Origin of the sequence: Methylotuvimicrobium buryatense, from assembly GCF_005931095.1 — a bacterium.
Lineage (GTDB): Bacteria > Pseudomonadota > Gammaproteobacteria > Methylococcales > Methylomonadaceae > Methylotuvimicrobium > Methylotuvimicrobium buryatense.
On record NZ_CP035467.1, the window covers coordinates 2,852,612 to 2,877,274 of the forward strand.

At 48.5% G+C, this 24,663-nt stretch carries 20 protein-coding genes; 13 read left to right on the top strand and 7 right to left on the bottom strand.

The annotated features are described in order from the left end of the window. The first annotated feature begins 2 nt into the window (after positions 1-2). From EQU24_RS12715 to EQU24_RS12755, 8 genes are all read left to right on the top strand, one after another. On the top strand, positions 3-1,199 hold the full coding sequence (locus tag EQU24_RS12715) for a class I SAM-dependent rRNA methyltransferase (protein WP_017839148.1): 1,197 nt from the start codon (positions 3-5) through the stop codon (positions 1,197-1,199). A 12-nt stretch (positions 1,200-1,211) separates the two neighbouring features. Further along, the gene (locus tag EQU24_RS12720) at positions 1,212-1,418 is read left to right on the top strand and encodes a hypothetical protein (protein ID WP_083877600.1); all 207 of its coding nucleotides are present in this window, start codon (positions 1,212-1,214) and stop codon (positions 1,416-1,418) included. A gap of 2 nt (positions 1,419-1,420) precedes the next feature. Then, a complete protein-coding gene (locus tag EQU24_RS12725) occupies positions 1,421-1,960 on the top strand; it encodes a hypothetical protein (protein ID WP_017839147.1) in 540 nt (179 codons plus the stop codon). A gap of 753 nt (positions 1,961-2,713) precedes the next feature. After that, positions 2,714-3,697 carry a tRNA dihydrouridine synthase DusB gene (gene dusB, locus EQU24_RS12730; protein ID WP_040575269.1) on the top strand — a complete coding sequence of 328 codons (984 nt, stop codon included), beginning with the start codon at positions 2,714-2,716 and terminating at the stop codon, positions 3,695-3,697. A 1-nt stretch (position 3,698) separates the two neighbouring features. After that, the gene (locus EQU24_RS12735; RefSeq protein WP_017839145.1) at positions 3,699-3,983 is read left to right on the top strand and encodes a helix-turn-helix domain-containing protein; all 285 of its coding nucleotides are present in this window, start codon (positions 3,699-3,701) and stop codon (positions 3,981-3,983) included. A gap of 219 nt (positions 3,984-4,202) precedes the next feature. Then, a complete protein-coding gene (gene purH, locus EQU24_RS12740; protein WP_017839144.1) occupies positions 4,203-5,762 on the top strand; it encodes a bifunctional phosphoribosylaminoimidazolecarboxamide formyltransferase/IMP cyclohydrolase in 1,560 nt (519 codons plus the stop codon). A 447-nt stretch (positions 5,763-6,209) separates the two neighbouring features. Next, entirely contained in the window at positions 6,210-7,484 is a 1,275-nt protein-coding gene (gene purD / locus EQU24_RS12750; protein WP_017839143.1) for a phosphoribosylamine--glycine ligase, read from the top strand. A gap of 228 nt (positions 7,485-7,712) precedes the next feature. Continuing rightward, a complete protein-coding gene (locus tag EQU24_RS12755; RefSeq protein WP_017839142.1) occupies positions 7,713-8,270 on the top strand; it encodes a Uma2 family endonuclease in 558 nt (185 codons plus the stop codon). 294 nt (positions 8,271-8,564) lie between these two features. On the opposite strand, the gene phoU is transcribed toward EQU24_RS12755, so the two are convergent. The 6 genes from phoU to EQU24_RS12790 all read right to left on the bottom strand — a co-directional run bounded on the left by phoU (position 8,565) and on the right by EQU24_RS12790 (position 16,686). Then, entirely contained in the window at positions 8,565-9,284 is a 720-nt protein-coding gene (gene phoU, locus EQU24_RS12760; RefSeq protein WP_017839141.1) for a phosphate signaling complex protein PhoU, read from the bottom strand. Positions 9,285-9,584: 300 nt separating this feature from the next. Next, complete coding sequence (gene pstB / locus EQU24_RS12765) at positions 9,585-10,394, bottom strand: phosphate ABC transporter ATP-binding protein PstB (protein ID WP_017839140.1); 810 nt, start codon at positions 10,392-10,394, stop codon at positions 9,585-9,587. Between the two features lie 140 nt (positions 10,395-10,534). Further along, the gene (gene pstA, locus EQU24_RS12770) at positions 10,535-12,187 is read right to left on the bottom strand and encodes a phosphate ABC transporter permease PstA (RefSeq protein WP_017839139.1); all 1,653 of its coding nucleotides are present in this window, start codon (positions 12,185-12,187) and stop codon (positions 10,535-10,537) included. Continuing rightward, entirely contained in the window at positions 12,184-14,454 is a 2,271-nt protein-coding gene (locus EQU24_RS12775; RefSeq protein ID WP_017839138.1) for an ABC transporter permease subunit, read from the bottom strand. The genes pstA and EQU24_RS12775 overlap by 4 nt, the downstream gene beginning before the upstream one ends. A gap of 259 nt (positions 14,455-14,713) precedes the next feature. Next, a complete protein-coding gene (locus EQU24_RS12780; RefSeq protein WP_017839137.1) occupies positions 14,714-15,706 on the bottom strand; it encodes a PstS family phosphate ABC transporter substrate-binding protein in 993 nt (330 codons plus the stop codon). 473 nt (positions 15,707-16,179) lie between these two features. Then, entirely contained in the window at positions 16,180-16,686 is a 507-nt protein-coding gene (locus tag EQU24_RS12790; RefSeq protein ID WP_026129989.1) for a SixA phosphatase family protein, read from the bottom strand. 255 nt (positions 16,687-16,941) lie between these two features. Between EQU24_RS12790 and EQU24_RS12795 the strand changes: the two genes are divergently transcribed. The 5 genes from EQU24_RS12795 to ltrA all read left to right on the top strand — a co-directional run bounded on the left by EQU24_RS12795 (position 16,942) and on the right by ltrA (position 22,921). Then, the gene (locus EQU24_RS12795) at positions 16,942-18,465 is read left to right on the top strand and encodes a CHAD domain-containing protein (RefSeq protein WP_017839134.1); all 1,524 of its coding nucleotides are present in this window, start codon (positions 16,942-16,944) and stop codon (positions 18,463-18,465) included. Between the two features lie 39 nt (positions 18,466-18,504). Next, a complete protein-coding gene (locus tag EQU24_RS12800; RefSeq protein ID WP_017839133.1) occupies positions 18,505-19,245 on the top strand; it encodes a ParA family protein in 741 nt (246 codons plus the stop codon). 311 nt (positions 19,246-19,556) lie between these two features. Next, a complete protein-coding gene (locus tag EQU24_RS22420) occupies positions 19,557-19,730 on the top strand; it encodes a hypothetical protein (RefSeq protein ID WP_017839982.1) in 174 nt (57 codons plus the stop codon). Between the two features lie 25 nt (positions 19,731-19,755). Continuing rightward, positions 19,756-20,982 (top strand): IS4 family transposase, encoded by a 1,227-nt coding sequence (locus tag EQU24_RS12805; protein WP_244310887.1) that lies wholly within the window; start codon positions 19,756-19,758, stop codon positions 20,980-20,982. A 760-nt stretch (positions 20,983-21,742) separates the two neighbouring features. After that, positions 21,743-22,921: a group II intron reverse transcriptase/maturase gene (gene ltrA, locus EQU24_RS12810; RefSeq protein WP_017839828.1), complete on the top strand. Its 1,179-nt coding sequence runs from the start codon at positions 21,743-21,745 to the stop codon at positions 22,919-22,921. Between the two features lie 378 nt (positions 22,922-23,299). Here the strand turns inward: ltrA and EQU24_RS12815 are convergent, their stop codons facing one another. Beyond that, entirely contained in the window at positions 23,300-24,292 is a 993-nt protein-coding gene (locus EQU24_RS12815; protein WP_138767173.1) for an RpnC/YadD family protein, read from the bottom strand. Positions 24,293-24,663: the final 371 nt, after the last annotated feature.

Below are 24,663 nucleotides of genomic sequence, written 5' to 3' on the forward strand. Positions count from 1 at the left end.
TCATGCCGCATCCTGAAATTTATTTAAAGAAAAACGAAGACCGACGCTTGCGCCAAGGCCATTTATGGATTTTCAGTAATGAAATCGACACCAAACGAAGCGTGCTCAACGATTTTGAACCAGGGCAACTGGTTAATATACTTGCGGCTGACGACAAAGCATTGGGAAGCGCCTATATCAATCCACACACCCTGATTTGCGCGCGTTTACTCTCCAGAAAACCCGATCTGAGCTGTAGCGTCAAATTTTTTAAAAAACGACTCAATACCGCATTGCAACTGCGCGAACAACTCTTCGGCAAACCTTATTATCGTCTTGTGTTCGGAGAAAGCGACGGCCTACCCGGCTTGGTTGTGGATCGTTTCGGCGATGTCTTATCGGTGCAAATCACGACCGCCGGCATTGAACGCCACAAAGACGACTTACTGACCGCTCTGATCGACCTGCTTGCCCCGCAAGCCATCGTATTGAAAAACGACAATGGTCAACGAGCTTTGGAAGGCTTGCCTTTAGACAACGAAATCATCTACGGCAGTTTGCCGGAAACAATGGTCATTGAGGAAAACGGCTGCTTATTTAGAGTCGATATTCAAGAAGGCCAAAAAACCGGCTGGTTTTACGACCATCGCGACAGCCGCAATCGTCTTATGCAACTATGTAAAGAACGAAGCGTATTGGATCTGTTCTGCTATACCGGGGCCTGGAGTATTCCTGCCGCCGTATCCGGAGCCTCCGAAGTCACTTGCGTCGATGCCTCCGAAAATGCACTGAAACTCGCATCGAACAATGCGCAATTAAACGGCGTGGAAACTAAGATGAAGTTCGTGCATAGCGATGTTTTCGATTTTCTGAAGACAGCCCGTCAAGAAAACCGACATTACGATATTATCGTCCTTGACCCGCCCGCATTGATTAAACGCAAAAAAGATTTTAAGCAGGGCTACGAAGCCTACCGGCGACTCAATCATTTAGCCTTGCAAATATTATCTCCGAACGGCATACTGGTTTCAGCATCCTGTTCACACCATCTAGGACGCGATGCGCTCCACGAGATCCTAAGATCTTCCGCGCGCCATATAGATCGACATTTAATTTTTTTTGCCGCTGGAGGACAGGGTCCCGATCACCCGATACACCCGGCAATACCCGAAACGGATTATCTAAAGACGTTTTTTTGCGCCGTTTCTCCAAGCTTATGATCGTTTCGTTACATGTCTACTGAAGCAAAAAAGCCGCCATGCGCATTATGCGGCCAATCGGTTGAAATAAAAGGATTTACACTCGACACACCCACAAAACAGTTACTCTTCTGCTGTGCCGGTTGTTTGAGTATTTATCAACTGCTCAACGAAAATCAAAGCGCCGACGCCAATCAACCCGACGACCCAATCACACCACCTAATAAAGAGGTCTATTAACCATGAAAGCCTGCAATTCCTGCGCTCACCGCGTTGCCATCGGACGCAATTACCGAAACGTTCCTGTTTGGAAAAGAGCGATCGGGGTACCGTTGATTTATTTACCGATACTGACGTTACCATTCGTATTTGCTAGCGCTTATTTAACCTATCTACATTTACGCTTGATCGGGGCCAAAGACCTCAAAACCTTATCCGATTTCTTGCCGGCCCGCTCGACCCACCGCTATAACCTAAAAAACCAAGTTACGATGGACCCGACATTCAAGCTGAGTCCTTCACAATCGAAACTTTATTGGATATTCAACTGTACTTGGTATTGTCCGCTCAGCGTCGGCCTGTTCGAGTGGCATACTTACATGGTAAAAATCGTTGAAAATTGGTGGTGCCCATTCGGTCACGAGAAAAAAGAAAACTACAAAGACGGCGCCATCGATAAATCGTTCTGGCATATTTATCAAAGTGATGAAGATAAGCTTAATCCGGAAGACCGCGTTAACCCCATCTGGAATGACGAAGTTGAAAAAGAGAAAAGTGAGTAGTAAATGGATTATGGATTCGCAGCTAAACGTTTTGCAGGTGATTTAGCAAGATATTAAAAGTCATACCCTCGTACCATGGGACGCCCCAACGTCACTGTCATTAAGTGAAGGGAAACACGTCATTCCGCCATGGATGACAGGCTTTTGAAGCACATTCAAACCTGAATGCCAGAATTATTATTCTGTGACGGTTTAACTTATACCTTTCGTACTTCAAATTTCGGCAGTGCCTGAGGAGGCACCGGGGTGTGCGGCAAAGGCTTTGCCAGCATGGAGCTGGCATAGAGCCTACAGGGATGTATTCACGGCGTCCTTTGACGGACACCCCGGTGCCGAATTTTGAAGTGCGAAAGGTATAGCCCACAGGGCAAACGCATTAAAATAAATGCCATATCAATATGTTATGACTATTCAACCTAAGCTTGCAGAATATTTTATTTGTTAGTTTTTTATTTTGTGGCAATAAAGGCTGCCGCTATGAAATTACTGAAAATACTACGTATTATAACCATTTGATTTTATATGTAGTTTTAATGCGTTTACCCTGGTATAGCCCACGAAAATCAAGAAATATACGAACTTAATCATACGGTTACAGAAATCCCTTGACCCACCTATTGGGTGAGCAACTTGGATAGCATAACTAATTGAATATTTTCGTGTATTTCATGGACAAAATGCTTTTTCTAAGTTAATGGTAGTGACGCCCCAGCGTCCCAAGCCAGCTTTCACTATTCACTGTTAACTAAAACCATGCAAATAGGACCGCATACTCTCGAAAACAATCTAATTCTTGCCCCCATGGCCGGAATTACCGACCGCCCGTTCCGAACGCTCTGCAAGCAGTTCGGTGCCGGACTTACCGTATCTGAAATGGTCAGCTCCCTGCCATCATTGCAAACCAATAAACGTACTCTATTAAAAGCCGACCACAGCGGCGAAACGGGGCTACGTTCGGTGCAGATCGTCGGAACAAATCCTCGGCAAATGGCCGACGCAGCAAAACTTAACGCTGACCGAGGCGCCGACATTATCGATATCAACATGGGATGTCCGGCCAAAAAAGTCTGTGCAATTGCCGCCGGTTCCGCCCTAATGAGAGATGAGGATCTAGTCAAACGCATTCTCGAAGCCGTCGTCGAGGCAGTTTCCATTCCGGTCACATTAAAAATCCGCACTGGCTGGGATCCACAAAATCGTAATGCACCGACTATCGCTAAAATAGCCGAAGACGCCGGCATTGCCGCACTGACCATACATGGCCGAACGCGCGCCTGCAAATTCAATGGCAACGCCGAATACGAAACCATCAAGCAAATCAAAAAAAACATCGCTATCCCGGTCATCGCGAACGGAGACATCGACTCGGCCGACAAGGCTCGTTATGTCTTGAAAAAAACGGGGGCCGATGCGCTGATGATCGGCCGCGGCGCTCAAGGCAACCCTTGGATTTTTAGCGACATAATCAGTTCTTTAAGTAGCGGGGAGCCCTTAGAACCGCGAACTATCGACTCGACCCGCGAAACTTTATTGAACCATGTACAACAATTATATAGTTTCTACGGCAACCTAAGCGGTGTTAAAATAGCGCGCAAACATATCGGTTGGTATCTTGACAGGCTCGGCATCTTACCTGTTGAAATTCGCAATGCTATCAACCGAGCTCAACAGCCGACCGAACAAATTCAGCGTATCGACTCGGCATTCCGGCATTTTTCATACCATCGTGCTACATAATATGGAAGCAACTCAACAATCCGCTAAGGTGATTAACATTGACAGTAAAATACCGACCGCAATACCGTTGTCCGCACAGGTCAAACAAGCCATTGAGCTCTATTTTTCGCAACTAAACGGTCATGATGCGGCAGGACTCCACGCAATGGTCATCGGCGAAGTCGAAAAACCGCTGCTGGAAGTCACGCTACAGCATGCCGGTTACAACCAAACCAAAGCTGCTAAAGTACTCGGTCTAAGTCGTAGCACCTTACGTAAAAAACTGGACCAATACGGTATTTCTTAATTTTACTAATACCGCTCTCGTTCAAGAATATTATCTTTCCGGGCTACCTAAAATAATTTAATCACGAAGAAGAAAAAGACATTGATCGAAAATCGATGAATAATTTTTCTATACCCCCTAAGGTCTTCATAAACTTTCTTTTTGTTGTGGCTTGACTGCCCAGTGATACCCGAAACCCTTTTCGATATCGATCAACACCTATTACCCGAGGCTCCACTCATGTATAAAAAAGTTACTCGCGCACTAGTCAGCGTTTCCGACAAATACGGCATCGTTGAATTCTGCCGAGCACTAAACGAATTAGGCATTGAAGTTTTATCTACCGGCGGTACGGCAAAAGCCCTGGCTGAACAAGACATTCCTGTTATTGAAGTCTCCGACTATACCGGTTTTCCGGAAATGATGGACGGACGGGTCAAAACCCTTCATCCGAAGATACACGGCGGCATATTGGCACGGCGAGGAATAGACGATGAAGTGATGGCCGCCAACGGGATCGCCGCAATCGACATGGTCGTGGTCAATCTTTATCCGTTCGAACAAACCATCGCCAGACCGGATTGCGACCTGGAAACCGCAATCGAAAATATCGACATCGGCGGACCGACAATGATTCGGGCGGCAGCCAAAAACCATAACGACGTCGCTGTCGTCGTGGACCCAAGGGATTACGAAGCCATCTTGTCGGAATTGAGAGAAAACAACATGGGCTTATCCCAAGAAACACGTTTCAGCCTAGCCTTGAAATGTTTTCAGCATACTGCAAATTACGATACCGCGATTTCAGCCTACCTGGGCCAAGTCAATGGACAAACGTTTCCCGAAGTCCTAAATTTGCAGTTCAAACTCAAACAAACCATGCGTTATGGCGAAAACCCTCACCAATCGGCCGCCTTTTACCGGGAGCGTAACCCGGCCGCAGGAACCATCGCCGCCGCGAACCAAGTACAAGGTAAAGAACTTTCCTATAACAATATCGCCGACTCCGACGCCGCGCTTGAATGTGTCAAGTCCTTCGAAGAGCAAGCCGCCTGCGTCATCGTCAAACATGCCAATCCTTGCGGCGTCGCAATCGCGGACACTATCCTAGAGGCTTACGAAAGAGCCCATACGACCGATCCGACCTCGGCATTCGGCGGCATCATCGCTTTCAACCGAGAACTCGATGAAGCAACCGCCTCAGCCATCATCGAACGCCAATTCGTCGAAGTCATTATCGCCCCAACGGTTAGCGCTGCCGCCCGCGAAATTCTATCGCAGAAACAAAATGTCAGGGTTCTCGAAACGGGTATCTGGACCAGCGGTAACGAGCCCGGCTTCGATTACAAAAAAGTCACCGGAGGATTATTGGTACAAGACCGCGATCATGGCACCGTGGCGCAAGCCGAACTAAAAGTTGTCAGCCGCCGCGCTCCGACCACCCAAGAACTCGCTGACTTAATGTTTGCTTGGAAGGTAGCCAAGTTCGTCAAATCCAATGCGATCGTCTATTGCAAAAACGGCCAAACAATCGGCGTGGGCGCCGGACAAATGAGCCGCGTTTATTCTGCCAAAATCGCTGGTATCAAAGCCGCCGACGAAGGCTTGTCCGTGCCGGGTTCGGTGATGGCATCGGACGCTTTCTTTCCGTTTCGCGACGGCATCGATTCAGCCGCAGAATGCGGAATCACGGCAGTGATTCAACCCGGAGGTTCGATGCGCGACAACGAAGTCATTGCGGCGGCCGACGAGCACGATATCGCAATGGTATTTACCGGCATGCGCCATTTCCGGCACTAAAGAGAGCGTGAAAGGATCGGCGAATACATCATACAAAAATTTATTCGCCATGAAGCACATGAAGTCTTTCAACCACTTGTCCTAAAATAGTGACTAACTTTTTAGGAAAACAAAAATGATTGACCAAGGCAGATTAAGTATTTGAATTAACTTCTTATTTTTCATGATCTTCATGGTGCAATGCTTTTCTACTCCCTTTTGATTGAAAAACCGTCTAAGAAAAAAGGTATGAGATATGTCTATCGAGGACCGCCGTAAACCCATCCATGGGGGCTTGACGGCAGCAATCGAACGCCAAGGATGGCGTAAATGCAGATTTAGCAGAAGCAAAAATCTGCCCTGATGCCGACATCCTCGCTAGCCACACCCCATACCTTCATAAAGTTAGCCATTTTTTGAGTATAAAGGGAGTAGGTATTAATTAAAAACCCAACCTTGAGAAACCGAATGAAAATTCTTATTGTCGGCGGCGGCGGCCGCGAACATGCCCTGGCCTGGAAAGCCGCGCAATCCCCTAGAGCCGAAAAAGTCTTCGTTGCGCCAGGCAATGCCGGAACCGCATTAGAATCCAATCTCGAAAATGTCGATATTGCGGCTGACGACGTTAGCGCATTACTAGCCTTTGCCAAACAACAACAAATCGACCTAACCATCATCGGCCCCGAAGCGCCGTTGGTCAAAGGCATCGTCGACAGTTTTCAAGAAGCCGGCTTAAAATGCTTCGGCCCCACCGCTAAAGCCGCGCAATTGGAAGGATCGAAAGCCTTTTGCAAAGACTTCATGGCACGCCACAACATACCGACTGCCGAATACCAAACCTTCACCGATACCGCCGAAGCGATAGCCTATATCGAAGCCAAAGGGGCGCCGATCGTCGTCAAAGCCGACGGACTCGCGGCAGGTAAAGGGGTAATTGTCGCGCAAACCGTAGCCGAAGCGACTAGCGCAGTCGAAGACATGCTATCCGGTAATGCCTTCGGAGCGGCCGGCAACCGCGTAGTGATCGAAGAATTTTTGGCCGGAGAGGAAGCCAGCTTCATCGTCATTGCCGACGGCAAACATGCCTTGCCCATGGCTACCTCGCAAGACCACAAAGCACGCGACAACGGCGATAAAGGACCGAACACCGGCGGCATGGGCGCCTACTCCCCTGCCCCTGTCGTGACATCGGAAATCCATGATCGAGTCATGCGCGAAGTCATCGAACCGACGCTGCAAGGTATGATTGAAGACGGTAATCCTTACACAGGATTTTTATACGCGGGATTGATGATTGCTCCAAACGGTTCCCTCAAAGTACTCGAATACAATTGCCGATTCGGCGACCCCGAGACCCAACCGATCATGATGCGCCTAAAAAGCGATTTGATTGAACTTTGCGAAGCTGCCCTAGATGGGACCCTGAATACAGTCGAAACCGATTGGGACGAACGCGCCGCACTTGGCGTTGTTTTGGCCGCAGGCGGTTATCCGGCCGACTACCGAAAAGGCGACGTTATCACGGGCTTACCTAAATCGGAACAAACCGACCGAAAAGTCTTTCATGCCGGAACTCAGTTACAAGGCAATGACATCGTCACATCGGGAGGCCGTGTATTATGCGCTTGCGCTTTGGGTGAAACGATTAAGGATGCTCAAGACAATGCCTATGCATTAACCGCCGAGATAAAATGGGATGGCATATATTATCGAACCGATATCGGCTTTAAGGCCATTCGTTAAACATATACCCGTCGTAGATCAAAATTCGGCGCCTGGGTGTCCGCTAAAGGACGCCGTGAATACGTCCATGTAGGCTCTATGCCAGCTCCATGCTGGCAAAGCCTTTATGAGCGCCATGGATGGCGTGAATGTCGATTTTGCAGGAGCGAAAATCGACCGGACACCCAGGCGCCGAAATTTGACCAGCAAAGGGGATAGTTAAGTTGCCCGCTATTTTCAGGAGACTGTATGTCTTTACCACTTTCCAAATTAACCCGCCTCAGTGTCGAGGATTACCTGGAGATGGAGCTAACCAGTCCAATTAAACATGAATTCGTGGCAGGTGAAATTTTCGCGATGACCGGCACCAGCGATAGCCATAACATTATTTCCCTGAACCTTGCTTTTATATTGCGCGAGCACTTACGTGGCACACCCTGCCGAGTGTTCATGTCCGACCTGAAATTAAAAGTCGATACATCTGACGCCTTTTTTTATCCTGATCTGATGGTCACCTGCGAAACCGCCCCGGACAGTCATTTCCGGGAAAAACCGAAGCTGGTGATCGAGGTTTTGTCCGATTCTACCGCCAAATACGATAGAGAGGATAAACGCCTGATGTACCAGTCAATCGAAAGCCTGCAGGAATACGTGCTGGTTGCGCAAAGCTTTATGGACGTGCGCGTGTTCCGGCGTGCCGCCAGTGTGTGGGAAATGTCAATTTACACAGACGGTGCGACGATCCCCTTGCATTCGGTGGAGCAGGAGATTGCCATCGAGCGGATTTATGAATCGGCTTGGGATTGAGAAGAGTCGATATCGACAAAAAGTCTCCAGACGTTCCGTAAAAGACCCATAAAAGTAGCAAACATGACCGCGCGAAGTATATTCGGAACGAGCGTAAAAAAACTTCTTCAAAGGTCGGAAGGGGGTTCGGCGGCTCGATTAACAGGTGTCGGTGGCAGGGAAAGCCGCCGTCAAGTCTACACGGATGTATTTACGGCGTCCTGTCAAGCGAGTCACCGAACCGCCACAAAGCATAACGTTTCAGGAAGTTATTTTGTGCATATTCCTTAATTGCCCAGACCCTATACCTAGCTATCAACCCTGAATTTTTCTTTCCAGTTCTTCGCGGCTCATGTGCCTGACATCCTCGCCTTTAACCATGTATATTACATGTTCGCAGATGTTGCAGGCATGATCGCCGATCCTTTCTAATGCTCGCGCCGTCCACAACACATCAAGCGTTCGTCTGACATTGCGTGGGTCTTCCATCATCCTCGCCACCATTTGACGTATGATGCTTCCGTATTCGCGATCAACCATGGCATCCTGGGCGGTAATCGACACGGCGCTTTCGACATTTAAGCGCGCAAATGCATCCAAAGCGCCGCGCAGCATTTTCATAACCAACTCGGCCAAATGCTGAATCTCGTAATATTCCTCGCTTCGTGTTTTACCTTCGGTATCGCTTAAATGAATCGCCATTTCCGCGATTTTAGTCGCCTCATCGCCGATCCGTTCCAAATCGTTAATCGTTCGAATCACCGACAATAACAAACGAAGATCGAACGCGGCAGGCTGGCGCTTTGCTAAAATTTCGGTACAGGCCTGATCGATTTGCTTTTCGAGCCGATTAACGTAGTCGTCTTGCTGAATCACTTGCTCGGCCATTTCCATGTCGTTGCTGGTAAACGACAATGCCGCCAATTCGATTTGCCTTTCGACAATACCGCCCATCTTCAAAACGCTGTTACGGATATCCTCGAGCTCCACATTGTAATGACTCGAAATATGATGTCCGATTTTATTGATATCCATGGTTTATCCTCGCATGCAAGCGCAGTTAATAAGTAAGCCTAAAATAGCGATTCCGACGTTGCCTCTCGGCAGTCAAGGTATGGGTTCCCACTGAGAACGGCAGTTCTCCCACAGAGACAGGGGAAAGCGAAGTATACCTTTCGCACTTCAAATTTCGGCAGTGCCCGAGGTGGTGCTGGGGTATCCGACAAAGGATTTGCCAGCATGGAGCTGGCATAGAGCCTACATGGACGTATTCACGGCGTACTTTGGCGGACACCCCGGTGCCGAAGTTTGATCTACGATGGGTATAACATTCCGTTAGCCGTAACGCCCGGTGATGTAATCTTCGGTTTGTTTTTTCGACGGATTCGTGAACAAATGGCTGGTATTGTCGAATTCGATCAATTTTCCCATGTACAAGAACGCAGTGTAATCGGATACGCGAGCCGCTTGTTGCATGTTGTGCGTGACAATCACAATCGTGTATTTCTCTTTCAATTCGTTGATCAGCTCTTCGATTTTCAGAGTTGAAATAGGATCCAGAGCCGATGCCGGTTCGTCCAGCAACAAGACCTCGGGCTCGATCGCAATCGCTCGAGCAATCACGAGCCTTTGCTGCTGACCGCCCGACATACCTAAAGCATTATCATGCAGTCTATCTTTGACCTCATCCCAAAGCGCAGCGCCGCGCAAAGCCTCTTCGACGGTCTCTTCGAGTGTTCTGCGATCATTGATACCTTGTATCCGCAAGCCGTAAGCGACGTTTTCAAAGATCGACTTCGGAAACGGATTGGGCTTTTGAAAGACCATTCCGACCCGTCTGCGCAAAGCCGCGACATTTACCGATCTCGCATAAATATCTTCATCATCGAGCAAGATCTTGCCCTCGATTCTGACATTATCGACCAGGTCGTTCATGCGGTTAATACAGCGCAGCAATGTCGATTTGCCGCAACCGCTCGGACCGATATAGGCAGTCACCTTTTGCCGCGGAATATGCATATCGATGCCATATAAAGCTTGTTGATCGCCGTAGTATAGATTCAGATTTTGTACCTTGATGCACACTTCTTCTTGATCTATGCCTTTCAGCTTCTTTTCTTGAGTCAACGCATCCAAATCGAGCATGTGTTTCCGTAAGGATTGATTCGTCATAGAACGCAACCCAGTCTTAACATTTTATGATCATAAGACATTGTAATTAATATAAATAATTAAATAATAAACTAACAATAAATAGCATAGTGACTACATTTGTTAAAGCTGGGTTAACCTTCCAAAGCCCGGTATTTTTCACGCAGATGATTTCTGATAGCGACCGCCGATAAATTCAACCCGACGATCACGACGACCAATAATAAGGACGTGGCATAGACCAAGGGCCTCGCCGCTTCGACATTCGGACTCTGAAAACCGACGTCGTAAATATGAAATCCCAAATGCATAAATTTTCTATCCAAATGCAAAAATGGAAAATTGCCGTCCAGCGGCAACGATGGCGCCAACTTGACGACGCCGACCAACATTAGCGGCGCAACTTCGCCGGCCGCCCTGGCAACCGCCAAGATCAAACCGGTCATCATCGCCGGGCTCGCCATCGGCAACACGGTTCGCCACAACGTTTCAGCCTTCGTCGCCCCCAAGGCCAAACTGCCTTCGCGGATCGATTTCGGAATACGCGACAAGCCTTCCTCGGTCGACACAATCACAACCGGCAAGGTCAATAAGGCCAACGTAATCGACGCCCACAATAAGCCCGGCGTTCCGAAAACCGGAGCAGGAGCGGCTTCCGGAAAAAACAGCTGATCGATATTGCCGCCCAAAATGTACACGAAAAAACCCAAGCCGAACACGCCATAGACGATCGACGGGACACCGGCCAGATTATTGACTGCAATGCGAATCAAGCGTGTCGTAAAGCCTTGCTTCGCATATTCTCGCATATAAATCGCCGCGATCACGCCGAGCGGCGTCACGATTACCGACATAATGATAACCATCATCACGGTACCGAAGATTGCCGGAAATATGCCGCCTTCAGTATTCGCCTCGCGCGGGTCGTCCAGCAAAAATTCGGCGATTTTTTCGAAATAATGCCCGGTCTTAGCCCAAACACTCATCGTATTCGGGCGATAAATTCTGACCAATTTAGCCAAAGGCATATCGACTTCTCGCCCATCGGATGCCTTCACCACCAAGGAATTGCGGTTGATCGTCTTGTACAACGCTTGCAACTCGGTCTGATATTCCCGGTATTGCAGCTCATACTCGCCGCGTTCGGCGGCAAGCAATTGTTTTGCTGCTTCATCCCATTGCTCGTTCAATTCCAAGCGTCTTTGTTTAAGCCTCAGTCGCTCCAAACCGTAATTCACTGCGCCGATTTCCTTCTTTTCGAGCCGTTGAATTTGCTTATAGACCGACAAGGCATCACGTAATCGCTCCGACACGACTGAAAATACTTGCGGGCCTTCGGCGATTACTTTCCCTTCTTGCTTGAGTGCAACCGGATAACCGTAAAAATTCCCCCATTCTCGCCGCTCGAGAACGAGAATATCGTCCGGATACTGTCGGCTCTGAATGTTACGGTCCAGAATCCAGCGAAAATCCATACCGGTCAAATCTCGGTTGCCGATTTTGATCAGGTGCTGCACCAGCAAATCCCCATCGTCTGCCATCGCATGACCTGAAGCGCGTGCCATCAAGGCCGTTGTAGAGCTTGTATCGACGACTTCTCCGACAATAGTTTGCTTGAGCCCGTCTTCTATATAGATAAACTCGGCGACATCCGACGGCCAGAAATGCAAAGCCCCGCGAAACGTGATCAATGCCAATAGGCCGACCACCAAAATCAGACACGTGCTGACTGCCGCGGCATTGAGCCAAATCCACGGAGAACCGCTTTTAAACCATTGCTTGATCATAAGGAACTGTATTTTTCACGTAAGCGCTGGCGGATCAACTCGGCCAGAGTATTGACGACAAAAGTAAACAAAAACAATACCAAAGCCGCCAAAAACAGCACCCGGTAATGTGTGCTATCGACTTCGGATTCGGGCATCTCGACCGCGATATTGGCCGATAAGGTGCGCATACCCTGGAATATGCTCAAATCCATCACCGGCGTATTACCGGTCGCCATCAATACGATCATCGTTTCGCCGACCGCCCGGCCCAGTCCGATCATGATCGCCGAAAAAATCCCGGGGCTGGCTGTCAACAGCACGACTCGCGTCATCGTTTGCCAAGGCGTCGCGCCCAAGGCGAGAGAGCCGACCGTCAAATGTTTCGGAACCGAAAAAATCGCATCCTCGGCGATTGAAAATATCGTAGGAATGATCGCAAAGCCCATTGCCAAGCCCACCACCAAGGCATTTCGTTGGTCGTAGCCGATACCCCATTCGGCATCGAGCCAATGGCGCAGGCTGCCGCCGAACAGCCACGATTCCAAAGGCACGCTGATTAAAAACGCAAACCAGCCGCTCAATAGAATGATAGGGATCAACAAGGCGGCATCCCAACCATCCGGAATTTTATGCCTCACCGAGTCCGGCAATAATTGCCATAGATAAGCGAAAACCAGCACCGCCAGGGGCATCGCCAGCAAAAGCGTGAAAATGCCGGCCAAATGCTCTTCGACGAACGGCGCGAGCCAAAGACCGGCGAGAAAGCCCAAAATAACGGTCGGCAACGCCTCCATGATTTCGATCCCGGGTTTAACAAGAGTACGCATGCGCGGAGCCATGAAATAAGCCGTATAAACCGCACCCATCAAAGCCAGAGGTACCGCGATAAGCATCGCGTAAAAAGCGGCTTTCAAGGTGCCGAACACCAACGGCGTCAAACTGTATTTCGGTTCGAAATCATTGCTCGCAGAAGACGATTGCCAAATATAGTCGGGCTTCGGATAGCTTTCATACCAGACTTTTTGCCATAACGATTTGACGGAAACCTCCGGATGATCGTTTTCGACCGACCAGAAATCCATGAAGCCCGACTCGGATTCGACGATAAACGCATTGGCTCGCGGTGACATCGAAACCGTTTTCGGCATCCCATTCGACACCGGCGTTTTAATCAACTCCCGCTCTGCGGTCGTATTATAAATACCGGCGACGCCTGCGGTATCTAACGCGATAAAACCTTTGCGGCGCTGCTCGGCATTGATGCCGGCAATCGCCTGTTCCGACACCTTGAACGATCGTATTTTTTGCATCGCCGGATTATTTCGGGCGTCCCTGACCACGCTCCATTGTGAAACCAACCCGCCCGAATCGCCGATCAATAACGAAATACTACCGTTCAAAAAGACCATCGAGGTCAATTTACGACCGGCTTCGATTACATTCAGATGCTGGCGAATCACCGGTTTCGACTTATCGGCAATATCGAAAAAACTCAAACGACCTTCGCTATCGGCCAGATATAAATTGCGTTGATCCTTATCCATCAAGATAAACGCAATGTCGAGAGCCGGTACATCGAGTATGCTGTCGGTCCGTTCGAAATCTTCGTCATCATCGAACAACGAACGCTTCTTTTCGAAGCTCGTCAATATCATTCGTTTATCCGACGTTTTGGCGACCACCGTGGTCTGATCGTCATCGACACGAACTGCAATTTTTTCGAGTGCTTGGCCTGAGTCATCCAAAACCAGAGGTTCTCGTCCCAACGGATAATCGACAACAGGCGTTATGACCCGCCGGTTTTCCGGATATGACACGTTGTACTTGTGTTTGAGCACGATCGCGCGGCCGTCCGATAAGCCGTAAACGGCAACACCTTTCTCGGGACCTCCATCGGCGAAACTGCTAATTCGGGCGCTTTCCGGCAAAACGATTGAATGGATCAATAGCGTTTTACCGGTCGGCGCGGCAAAGAAAATAATCCGGCCGTTTTCGGTGAAACGCACGCCAACTTCATTTTGCTCCTCGACCGCCAACATAGCGGTGTCGCCAAGCCCTCGCTCCGGCACAGGGTAATGCGCGACAGACTCTGCGCTCGGCTCGATAAACAGCGGCCAGACGACATACAATAAATAGAAAAAAATCAACATTATCGCGGCGATAATGCTCAAGCCGCCAACGATAACGCCGTAACGAGCCACATTGTCCTTGATGATGCGCCAACGCGGATAAAAGCCCGTCACGGCATTCAGAGAGGCCGAAGCCCCGGAGTTCGGTTCTGTCATATGGATGATTGAATGATCAATGCCGCTAAGAAATAGTCAATAATTCCGGATATAGTGTGCTCGATTTAACAGTGCCTGTGAATATAGTGAATAGTGAATAGTGAATAGTGAATAGTGAATAGTGAATAGTGAATAGTGAATAGTGAATAGTGAAATGATTTAGCATTTCACTTACTTGTCAAGTCCTGATTGCCCCTTTGCCCCTTTGCCCCTTTGCCCCTTTGCCCCTTTGCCCCTTTCACCTTTCACCTTTCACCTTTCACCTCATTTCTATCGACCCCAGAACTTTATTGGCGACCTTGGCTGGCAACGGGATATAGCCGTCTTTAATGACGACTTGTTGACCGGTTTTGGATAAAACCATTTTGATGAATTCTTGCTCGAGGGGCGCTAGAGATTTATTCGGATGTTTGTTGACGTAGACATATAAGAAACGCGCCAACGGATAAGTTCCGGCAATTGCGTTTTCAGGCGTCGCATCGACATAGGCCTGTCCTTCTCTTGACGCCAGCGCAACCGTTTTGACTCCGGAAGTTTTATATCCTAAACCGGAATAACCGATACCGTTAATCGAGCTAGTCACTGACTGCACGACCGATGCCGATCCGGGTTGCTCGTTGACATTGTTTTTAAAATCGCCTTTGCACAAGGCCTCATCCTTAAAATAACCGTAGGTACCGGATACTGAATTTCGTCCGTATAATTGCATGCTTTGGTTTTTCCAAGCGCCGTCAAGCCCAGCCTGTCCCCAAGTAACGATATCGTTTGGATAACCGCATTTACGCGTCGACGACAAAATCGCATCGACCTGAGCTAAAGTCAAACCTCGAACCGGATTGTCCTTATTGACGAATACCGCTAGGGCGTCTATAGCAACAGGAATCGCAGTCGGTTTATAGCCGTATTTACTTTCGAATGCATCTAACTCGTTATCCTTCATTTTTCGACTCATCGGCCCGAGATTGGCTTTACCTTCGGTCAACGCCGGCGGCGCAGTCGAGGAACCCGCAGCCTGGACCTGAATATTGACGCTCGGATAAATGCGCTTGAATTCCTCGGCCCACAAGGTCATCAAATTGGCAAGTGTATCTGACCCTTCGCTCGATAGGTTGCCGGATACGCCGCTCACTTTTTGATAGTCGGATAGACCGGGATCGACCGTCTGCACCGCTAGAGCGGGATCAACAATCAAAAAAGCCAGAGAAAAACTCAGTATCTGAGTTAATTTATTTATTTTAAATGAAAACGTCATGAATCGACTCTCTAAGAAGGTAAGGATTTGGTCGTAAATAACTTCCCTATTTTCGGAGGGTTCGGTTGCTCGATTGGCAGGTTTCGGCGGCAGATTTTTGCTCCTGCAAAATCTGCATTCACGCCATCCATGGCGCTTGCAGATTTTTGCTCCTCGGCAATTGCTGAGTTACAAGGATGTAACGAATGCAGAAAATGCAGGAGCATTTTTCTGCCCTGCATCGCCTAAAGCGCCTACTGTTGGTACCCTAATACACGCCATCCATGGCGTAATGCAAAATCTGCATTCATGCCATCCTTGGCAATCAGTCGCCGCCGTCAAGCCTACACGAACGTATTCACGGCGTCCTGCCAAGCGTGTTACCGAACCCTCAACAAAGCGCATAGTTCCAGGACGTTATTTATTACGAAATCCTAACGCCATTATTCCATTGCGGAACGATTGCATAAGAATATGACTTTTATGTTACAAGATTATGACAACGATGAAGCGCGTGTAATCGAAACTAATTTAGCACTATGCTCTCCAAGCACCGCCCAATCGGACGGCATCGTCAAAACCGCAAGCGTAGCGGTCGCAAGCAGCTTGCCGTCTTCCGGCGTTTCGATTCCGTCAACCAAATAGTGCAACAAAGTTTCAAGACCTGGATTGTGTCCCACCAATAAAATCCGCCCGATATCGGCCGGACAATCGGATAAAACGGCCTTAAAATCGGCTAACTCGGCTTCGTAAAGACGCTGATCCCGAATAATCTCGGAGCTGGCAAAACCCAGTTCTTCACCAGTTCTCTCGGCGGTTATCAGCGCACGTGCGGCAGGCGAAGTGACAATCAAGCCGGGTTTTAGTTTTTGCTCACGCATCCATTGTCCGATGCGAACAGCGGCTTTTTTCCCGCGTTTTTTCAGAGGGCGATTGAAATCATCGACATCGACCTCCCAATCCGATTTACCATGCCGAAGCAACATTAAAGTTCTAGCCATCGCTCACCCAATCCCCGTAACAAAACCCAAAAATCTACCACATTCATATTTCATCTTATTCATTCCCACGCTGAAGCGGTGGGAATGAGGAATACTTTCACAGTCTCAAGAGCTTTGGAACGAGCGAATCTTTCCTCTTTCACCTTTGACCTTTCCCCTTTTTTGTAATTTACTTTTCATATTAACTTGTTAGTATTCCAAAAATATGACAGTTTATGGTAAAGCTGCTTTTGACACATTAATGATATCCCGCCAATGACCACAACAACTTTGAACTTTGAATTCCCGGGGTATTTGACCGCTAACAAATTTTTGAGCCAATTGGCTGACAAGGCGAATTTAAACCCGGTTTCCGAACACTATACCTTAATATCTTATTATGATACTTTCGACTGGCGCCTTTATCGAAGCGGTATAATCTGCGAATTAAATCGTTCCCAAACGGTTTCTATTTTAACGCTGAAAAACCTTCATACCGGCCAACTGATTGCTTCGGCCGACCTCGATTCTGTCCCCAAGTTCGCGAAAGAATTTCCGTCGGAAAACATTCGTAATATACTCGCTCCATTACTCGAAATGCGCGCTCTACTACCGCTGACGACGCTGGAATGTACTCGAAAATTTGTCAATGTACTGAATAAAGATGAAAAGACAGTATTGAAACTAATGATCGATACCTTCGAATATATCCCTTGCCGGCTTCAATTAACCCCGATAAAAGGCTACGATAAAGCCGCGCTTAAGTTCATCGAGGCCTTGATTCGCATCGGTTTGGTCGAGTCCAATCAACCGCCATTAATCGACGCGCTTAAAACTCAAGGACGAAAACCGAAAGATTATACCTCTAAGCTCAACGTCAAGCTCGATCCGAACATGCGCTCGGATCTTGCGGTTAAATATATTTTCAGCTACTTACTAAAAGCCATCAAAATCAACGAGCAAGACACCATCGCGGCTACCGACAGCGAATTCTTGCATGATTTTAGAGTCGCTGTACGGAGAACTCGCGCCGGACTCAATCAATTAAAAAATGTTTTACCCGAAGCCGAAACGGCACGTTTCAGCCATTTTTTTGCCTGGCTGGGTCAAATTACGACTCCGACACGCGATCTCGACGTTTATTTACTCGATTTCGAGCATTATAAGAAAAGCGTGCCGCCTGCACTTAGGGAAGACTTAAACCCGCTTTACGATTTTATCGACCGAAAACAAAAGCAAGCGCAAAAGAATCTAGCCAGTAAATTAAAATCGCCGGACTATATCGCGCCGCTAATCGAATGGGAAGAGTTTTTACGCTCGCCGACGATCAAAAAACCGACTCAAGCCAATGCCTTGTTACCGATCAAGACATTGGCCGACAAGCGCATCTTAAAAGTTTTCCGACGCATTATCAAAGATGGGCAACGCATCACCGATCAATCGCCTCCGGGGGAACTGCACGACTTACGAAAAACCTGTAAAAAATTGAGATATCTTATGGAGTTTTTTCAAAATCTGTATCCGGAAAACGAAATCAAATCCTTGATTAAAAGCCTGAAACATTTCCAGGATATCTTAGGCGAATTCCAAGATCTTGAAGTACAAGAGATAACCTTGAAAAAGTTTAGCGAAGAGATGATGAACGAAGGAATCCCGGCCGACACGTTTCTGGCAATGGGAGTTTTGATTCAAACGATAGACAAGCGCCGACGCCAAGCACGAGAAGCTTTCCAGACAAAGTTCGAAGAATTCGATCAACCCGATATTCAAGATGCGTTTCATTCGTTATTCGGTTGTTAGCGCCGGCCGGCCTCAAAACATAGGGCACAAGAAAACACTATGAAAATCATTGCAACGTTCAACATCAAAGGCGGTGTAGGAAAAACGTCCACGGCCGTCAATCTTGCTTATTTGGCGGCACGAGGTGGTTCACGTACTTTAGTATGGGACCTCGACCCGCAAGGGGCGAGTAGCTACTATTTCAGAATCAAGCCTAAAATCAAGGGCGGCAGCAAAAAATTGATCGATGGAAAGCGTGAATTGGACGATATGATAAAAGGCACCGATTTCGATAACCTTGATTTATTGCCTTCGGATTTTTCTTTTAGAAACCTTGACTTAGTTCTGGAAAGCAAGAAAAAACCGACACATCAGCTCGAAAAACTATTGAAACCGCTCTCTCAGGAGTACGATTTTATTTTCTTGGATTGTCCGCCGAGCATTTCATTATTATCGGAAGCCGTCTTCAAAGCCGCCGACATATTGCTGTCGCCGGTCATTCCAACGACGCTTTCGATACGAACGCTGGATCAACTGAAGCAATTTATTAAGAAAGAAAAAAATAAAAAAATACAAATCTTGCCGTTTTTTTCGATGGTCGACCGCCGCAAAAAAATGCACCTAGACATCCTTGAAACGATGCCTAAACAATATCCTGAATTGCTGAAATCCGCGATCCCTTATGCCAGCGACATCGAGCGGATGGGCTTGGAACGCATGCCTCTGGGCGGCTTTGTCAAAAGCGGCCGTTCGATAAAGGCCTATCAAGATCTCTGGGAAGAAATAAACCTTAATTTGTAGAAACTTGTTTAAAAATTAACCTGATTAGCAAGATGCTTCAGCTTGCTGAAGCCAATTGTCCGAGCAGTGACCAGTCGTAGCCACTTCTGCGGGACGGGTTATTTAACCCGTCCCCAACGTTTCGGTTTGCCCTAAACATTTCGGCTGACTTCGGCCAAAGTCAAAACGTTTAGGACGGGGTTGCAAACCCATACGCATCAAGCTAAAAATCGCCTTCCTCGATTTGGTGGTCGAGAGCGTACTACGCGGTTTCACAAATCCGCTTTGGGATGTATAGTTTGCGGTCCACATTACTCAATGGATAACCAGAAATGGAAGCCGCCCCGATTGAAACGCTCACACATCAAATTGACCAGTATTTAGCAACTTGGTTCGACGAAGAAACCTGTGAAACCTTGGCCAAGTCTAGCGGATTTATTCAACGCAGCACGAGTCGCTTGACCGGCAGCGATTTTTTTAAATCTGCTGACGGTCGATACGCTTAGCGAGCCGACGATTAGCTATGAAGGTTTGTGCGATAGCCTGGAGGAACGAAGCGGCGTGGATCTGACGCCGCAAGCCTTGTGCGGGCGAATGAACAGCGATGGTGCGGTACAGTTTATGGAAGCGGCGCTGACCAAGACTTTGCGCGAGACGGTCGGTCCGCCTTTGACGGCACAAGAAGCCGCATGGCTAGCTCCGTTTCCTCGGGTTTTACTGCAAGACAGTAGCCAAATCGAAGTGAACGAAGCCTTGACCGAAGCGTTCAAAGGGAGTGGCGGTAACGCCAGCACGGCCAGCGTTAAAATCGATTTCAGCTATGACGTCAAAAACGAACGGGCCGAACATATCGCGATACGTCAGGGCACCGACAGCGATCAGGGTTTTGCCACAGACGTGCTCGCGCGAGTGCGTAAGGGAGATTTGATCATTCGAGATTTGGGCTATTTCAGTTTGGCCGCCTTTGCTCAAATCATGCTGATCGGTGCGTATTTCTTAAGCCGACTCAGCTATACCGTCAATCTCTATAAGAGCGCCGATGAAGCCGCGTCACCGATTAATCTGATCCAGTACATCAATCGTTTCGGCGGTGGTCAGCAAACGATGGAGTTTTCGCTGTTTGTCGGTGAGAAACACCGTCTGCCCATCCGCTTAGTGGTTTATCGGCTGCCGCAAGAGGTCTACCGGAAGCGACAAAAAGCGGCGATTAAAACGGCCAAACGCAAAGGGCGCCGGGCGCGCTTGTCCTACTTGAAATTTCTCAAGTATAGCTTCTTCATGACCAACGTCCCCGCCGATGTTTGGCCGAAAGAAGCGTTAGGTACCCTGTACCGCTTGCGTTGGCAAGTCGAATTGACGTTTAAACACTGGAAATCGTTGTTCTGCATCGACCTCTTGAAAGGCACGCGTCCGGAACGTATCCGATGTCTTCTCTATGGGCGTCTGATCGTCATTCTGACCGTGCAACGGTTGCTCGCGCTGGCTGCACGGCAGGCGGAAAACGAAGGTCGCGAACTGTCTTTTGACAAAGCTATCCAATGGTTGTTGCGACAGGATCGGTTTTTGAAAGCCTTTGTCGCGCGGCAGTTCGACACGCTGATGCGTAAGCTGTTAGGTAACCTGCGAAGGCTGCTTAAAGCCAAGCGAAAGCGGCGCACGACTCGGCAATTGATTGCACAACAAGTAGGATACTTGGACAGCTTCTCAGACTCGTCGGAGGAACTCGATAACGGTTTAGCTGCGGGGAGCTACGCTTAGCTTGATGCGTATGGGTTGCAAACCCCGTCCTGCTAGGGATATGTGTGAGTCGCAGGTACCAACGGCTCAGTCTTAAACGGTGCGACCTATCGTGACAGGAACGTTGCGATGTGTCTAATCCTACCTGTGCGAATCCGTATTTGTACAGAAATGCTTGCTCGAACTCGTCTTAGACGGGGTACGCAGTTAGGGTCACTCAGGTAACTGGTGGCGTTGAAGGAGCCAGGCAAGCATAGTCAGGGAGGTGGCAGGTTTCAGCCTCGAATCAGGTGTCAGGGTCTATGTCCGCCTGAAACACTGGGGAGTTTTTTTTTCTTCTCTCACTGGGATTTATACGGTTATTCTCAGTGGCTATTAGGGGTGCTTGCTGTTGTCGCCCAGACATAATGGTTATTGGTACTGACCGATGAAAGTCCTACGGCGTCTCTTGATTTTAACCCCTTCAAGAGTAATGCCCGCCTATAAGTTTATGGCGAAATGGCGGGTTTATGCGCTGGTGTGTGAGATTCCCCAAACTGAGCACTTTAAGGATGGCAGCGTCTTCGGTGTAGCCACGCAATTGCGCGGTGATAGAAGACTCCGTTGTTAGAAATACGTTGTCATGGTTTTTCCATGAAGAAAGTTAGTCCGTCGGCTACGACCCCAAAATGGTCTGTCCTTCCTCTTTTGGAAAACCCGACGGTCGCTAAGAAACGCCTTCCACGGCACGACCGTTGGCAAGGTATTGGTTAGTGTATGAGGGGTAAATCAGGTTGTCTTTATGTTAGTGAAACCGCTTAAGATTAAACATCATTCTTTAACAGGCAGAATAACCATCGAACGGGTGCGCAAGGCATTTCTTAATGTCAAACGTAACCGGGGCGCTGCCGGCGTTGATAAGCAAAGCATTGTGATGTTCGAGGCGAATCTTGAACAGAATTTGCAAGCATTGTTGAGCGATTTAAAAACGCGGGGGACATTTTCTCCGCATCCGCTCAAACGTGTGCGTATCGACAAAGGGAATGGGAAATTTCGCCCGTTGGGCATTCCCGTGGTCCGTGACAGGATTGCGCAGGATGTCTTGCGGCAACTGCTGGAACCGTTGTTCGAGCCTTTGTTCCATCCAAACTCGTGTGGGTTTCGGCCAAATAGGAACTGTCATCAGGCCATTGAACGGGTGCTGGACATCTGGCGCGAGGGCAATCGCTATGTGCTGGATGCGGATATATCGGGATTTTTCGATAACATCCCGCACCATGTCATCATGACGGGGCTATCCAATGTGGTCGCTGATGGGAATATTCTGGGTATTATTGAACGGTTTCTTAGGTCTGGCGTCATGGAAGACGGCGTTTTTAAACCAACGACGATCGGCACGCCGCAAGGCGGTGTCATTTCGCCTTTGTTGGCAAATATTGCGCTGAACTATCTGGATTGGCATCTGCATGAGCATGGCTTGAACTTTGTGCGTTATGCGGATGACTTTGTCGTTCTATGCCCATCCGAGGAACAGGCAAAAGAGGCATTGGTTCTTGTCGGGGCGTTTTTAAACACGCATCTTGAGTTGAAACTCTGCCCTGAGAAATCGCAGGTCACCACATTTAGTGAGGGTTTTGCATTCTTGGGGTTTGATATTAGCTCAAGGGCGGTCACGATGCGCCCAAAGTCCATAGAGAAATTCAAAGATAAAATCCGGGAGTTGACCTGTCGCTCCTATAACTTGGATAGTTACCGCATCATGCGGGTTAATCAGGTGATACGAGGGACGGCAAATTATTTTGCAACGCCGTTCTCTCATAATCGTTATCTGTTTACGGAATTGGACAAGTGGATTCGAGTTCGCTTACGGTGCATGAAGTTTAACAGGAAATGGAAGACCGATAACAGGCGTCTACGTCTGAAGCACTTTAAGAATAAAGGGTTGTTGAGTCTCAGGGCGTTCTATCATGAACCTGCATAGCAAATACAATGACTCCCTTTCGAGGGCAATCTAGGCGGAGCCGCCCATTGTCTGAAAGAGACACGATGGTAAATAGAGGGAATTAACCTTCTTGCGGCAACGGGGGGCTGGTGGTGATCCTCCAGCCTACCCACTGCTGGTTTTTGGGCTTTAGCTGAAGAAACTTGCTAATCAGGTTAAGTTAAGCCGTTCGTGGTGAGCCTGTCGAACCATGGACGGCTTAACTTATCGACTCGGACTTCTCCATTGCCCCTTCGACAAGGCTCTCCTGTGCGCAGCCGAAGGGCCCAGGGTGAACAGAAAAGTCCTTAACTTAATGGCAGTGAAGCTGCATTCCCAAGCAAAGAGGGGGGCCAAAAGCAAACTGGAATCCGGCAATCAATGCGTTGAATTATCGGTCTCGAACACCGCTTCTATCGTGGGCGCATCGATAATGTTGTCCAGCCATTGCTCTAATTCGCTTTGACCGGCCTGTGCAATACGTTCATCCGCCCAAGCCGGTAAGGTTTTGAACCGGCGGGAAATCTGTCGCCGCAGCGTGTTTTGCTCCGCTTCCAATTTTCCTTTTTCCATGCCCTTTTCCAAGCCTTTTTCCAAGCCTTTTTCCAAGCCTTTTTCCAAGCCAATACGTTCCACACTTGATATATATTGCATTTTGCCATGCTCCTCGAGTTCATGAATGTTATGCCACAATTGCCGCTCCAGCTCTTTCGGCAATCTCATCATCCAATCGATCACCTGAAATAGATCAATGACACGCTGCTTGTCCCAACCCCGCTCATAAAGCAAACGTATCAGACGCCATTTGGCCTGAAAGCGAAAACGATCATCGCCTCGCGTTTGCTGGGTCAGAATATGGGCCGCAGTCACGATGGCAAACGGATTATGCTCAGTCAACAAAGCTTCCAAACGATCATGATAATCGGTAATTTTGGCGACAGGAAACCGAATCGACGTCTCGCTACCTAGCACGCTATAGCCGAAACAATCGGGCTTCCAACCGGGATGCTCGTCCGCCAAAACCGCCAGACTGGCCACGGGTCGATCATAACGGTCGAAAATTCGGTAATTATAAGTAAACATGCGCTTGGCAAAACGCGCTTGTTTGGAGCCCTGCACTTCGACATGGATATAGACCCATTGCTCAACGCCATCGAGCAACATCACTTGGACCAATTTGTCGACGAAGCGTTTCCCAAGCGTCGCATCTCGAACGACCGCGCGTAATTCCTGATCCAAAAACGTATAGGCTTGGTTCCAATCGATCAGATTCGCGGCGTCCGGAAAATAAAACGCCATGAATTCCGGAAAGTAGCGCTCAACCGCTTCTTTCCAAGGACTATCGTATTCGTCCGGAGCGAATTCGTTCATGACACTAAAATAGAAGTCAATACTGGATCTGTCATTTTACGCCTATTCGGGTAAAAAACATCAATGTGATTCGCGTAGCAGCAATTCCCAGTTTGAGCGTTTTCTCCGGGCTGTTCGCGTAGGCTGGGTTACGGCTCACTGCCATTAAGTTAAGCGGCTACTCACTTAACGCGGGACAGTTTAAGGTTAATCCGTTCGTGGTGAGCCCTTCGGCTGCGCTCAGGAGAGCCCTGTCGAACCATGGGCGGATTAACCGTCCACCCTTCGACAGGCTCAGGGCGAACGGTTAATCCTTAGTGCTTTTGTCCCGCCTTAAGTAGGAAGCCAGTTAAGCCATCACAGAATTAAGTAATGCTTGTATCCATGATCTA

Coding starts and splice junctions, on each gene's coding strand:
- EQU24_RS12715 (WP_017839148.1), top strand. CDS start 3: ATGCCGCATCCTGAAATTTATTTAAAGAAAAACGAAGACCGACGCTTG.
- EQU24_RS12720 (WP_083877600.1), top strand. CDS start 1,212: ATGTCTACTGAAGCAAAAAAGCCGCCATGCGCATTATGCGGCCAATCG.
- EQU24_RS12725 (WP_017839147.1), top strand. CDS start 1,421: ATGAAAGCCTGCAATTCCTGCGCTCACCGCGTTGCCATCGGACGCAAT.
- dusB (WP_040575269.1), top strand. CDS start 2,714: ATGCAAATAGGACCGCATACTCTCGAAAACAATCTAATTCTTGCCCCC.
- EQU24_RS12735 (WP_017839145.1), top strand. CDS start 3,699: ATGGAAGCAACTCAACAATCCGCTAAGGTGATTAACATTGACAGTAAA.
- purH (WP_017839144.1), top strand. CDS start 4,203: ATGTATAAAAAAGTTACTCGCGCACTAGTCAGCGTTTCCGACAAATAC.
- purD (WP_017839143.1), top strand. CDS start 6,210: ATGAAAATTCTTATTGTCGGCGGCGGCGGCCGCGAACATGCCCTGGCC.
- EQU24_RS12755 (WP_017839142.1), top strand. CDS start 7,713: ATGTCTTTACCACTTTCCAAATTAACCCGCCTCAGTGTCGAGGATTAC.
- phoU (WP_017839141.1), bottom strand. CDS start 9,284: ATGGATATCAATAAAATCGGACATCATATTTCGAGTCATTACAATGTG.
- pstB (WP_017839140.1), bottom strand. CDS start 10,394: ATGCTCGATTTGGATGCGTTGACTCAAGAAAAGAAGCTGAAAGGCATA.
- pstA (WP_017839139.1), bottom strand. CDS start 12,187: ATGATCAAGCAATGGTTTAAAAGCGGTTCTCCGTGGATTTGGCTCAAT.
- EQU24_RS12775 (WP_017839138.1), bottom strand. CDS start 14,454: ATGACAGAACCGAACTCCGGGGCTTCGGCCTCTCTGAATGCCGTGACG.
- EQU24_RS12780 (WP_017839137.1), bottom strand. CDS start 15,706: ATGACGTTTTCATTTAAAATAAATAAATTAACTCAGATACTGAGTTTT.
- EQU24_RS12790 (WP_026129989.1), bottom strand. CDS start 16,686: ATGGCTAGAACTTTAATGTTGCTTCGGCATGGTAAATCGGATTGGGAG.
- EQU24_RS12795 (WP_017839134.1), top strand. CDS start 16,942: ATGACCACAACAACTTTGAACTTTGAATTCCCGGGGTATTTGACCGCT.
- EQU24_RS12800 (WP_017839133.1), top strand. CDS start 18,505: ATGAAAATCATTGCAACGTTCAACATCAAAGGCGGTGTAGGAAAAACG.
- EQU24_RS22420 (WP_017839982.1), top strand. CDS start 19,557: ATGGAAGCCGCCCCGATTGAAACGCTCACACATCAAATTGACCAGTAT.
- ltrA (WP_017839828.1), top strand. CDS start 21,743: ATGTTAGTGAAACCGCTTAAGATTAAACATCATTCTTTAACAGGCAGA.
- EQU24_RS12815 (WP_138767173.1), bottom strand. CDS start 24,292: ATGAACGAATTCGCTCCGGACGAATACGATAGTCCTTGGAAAGAAGCG.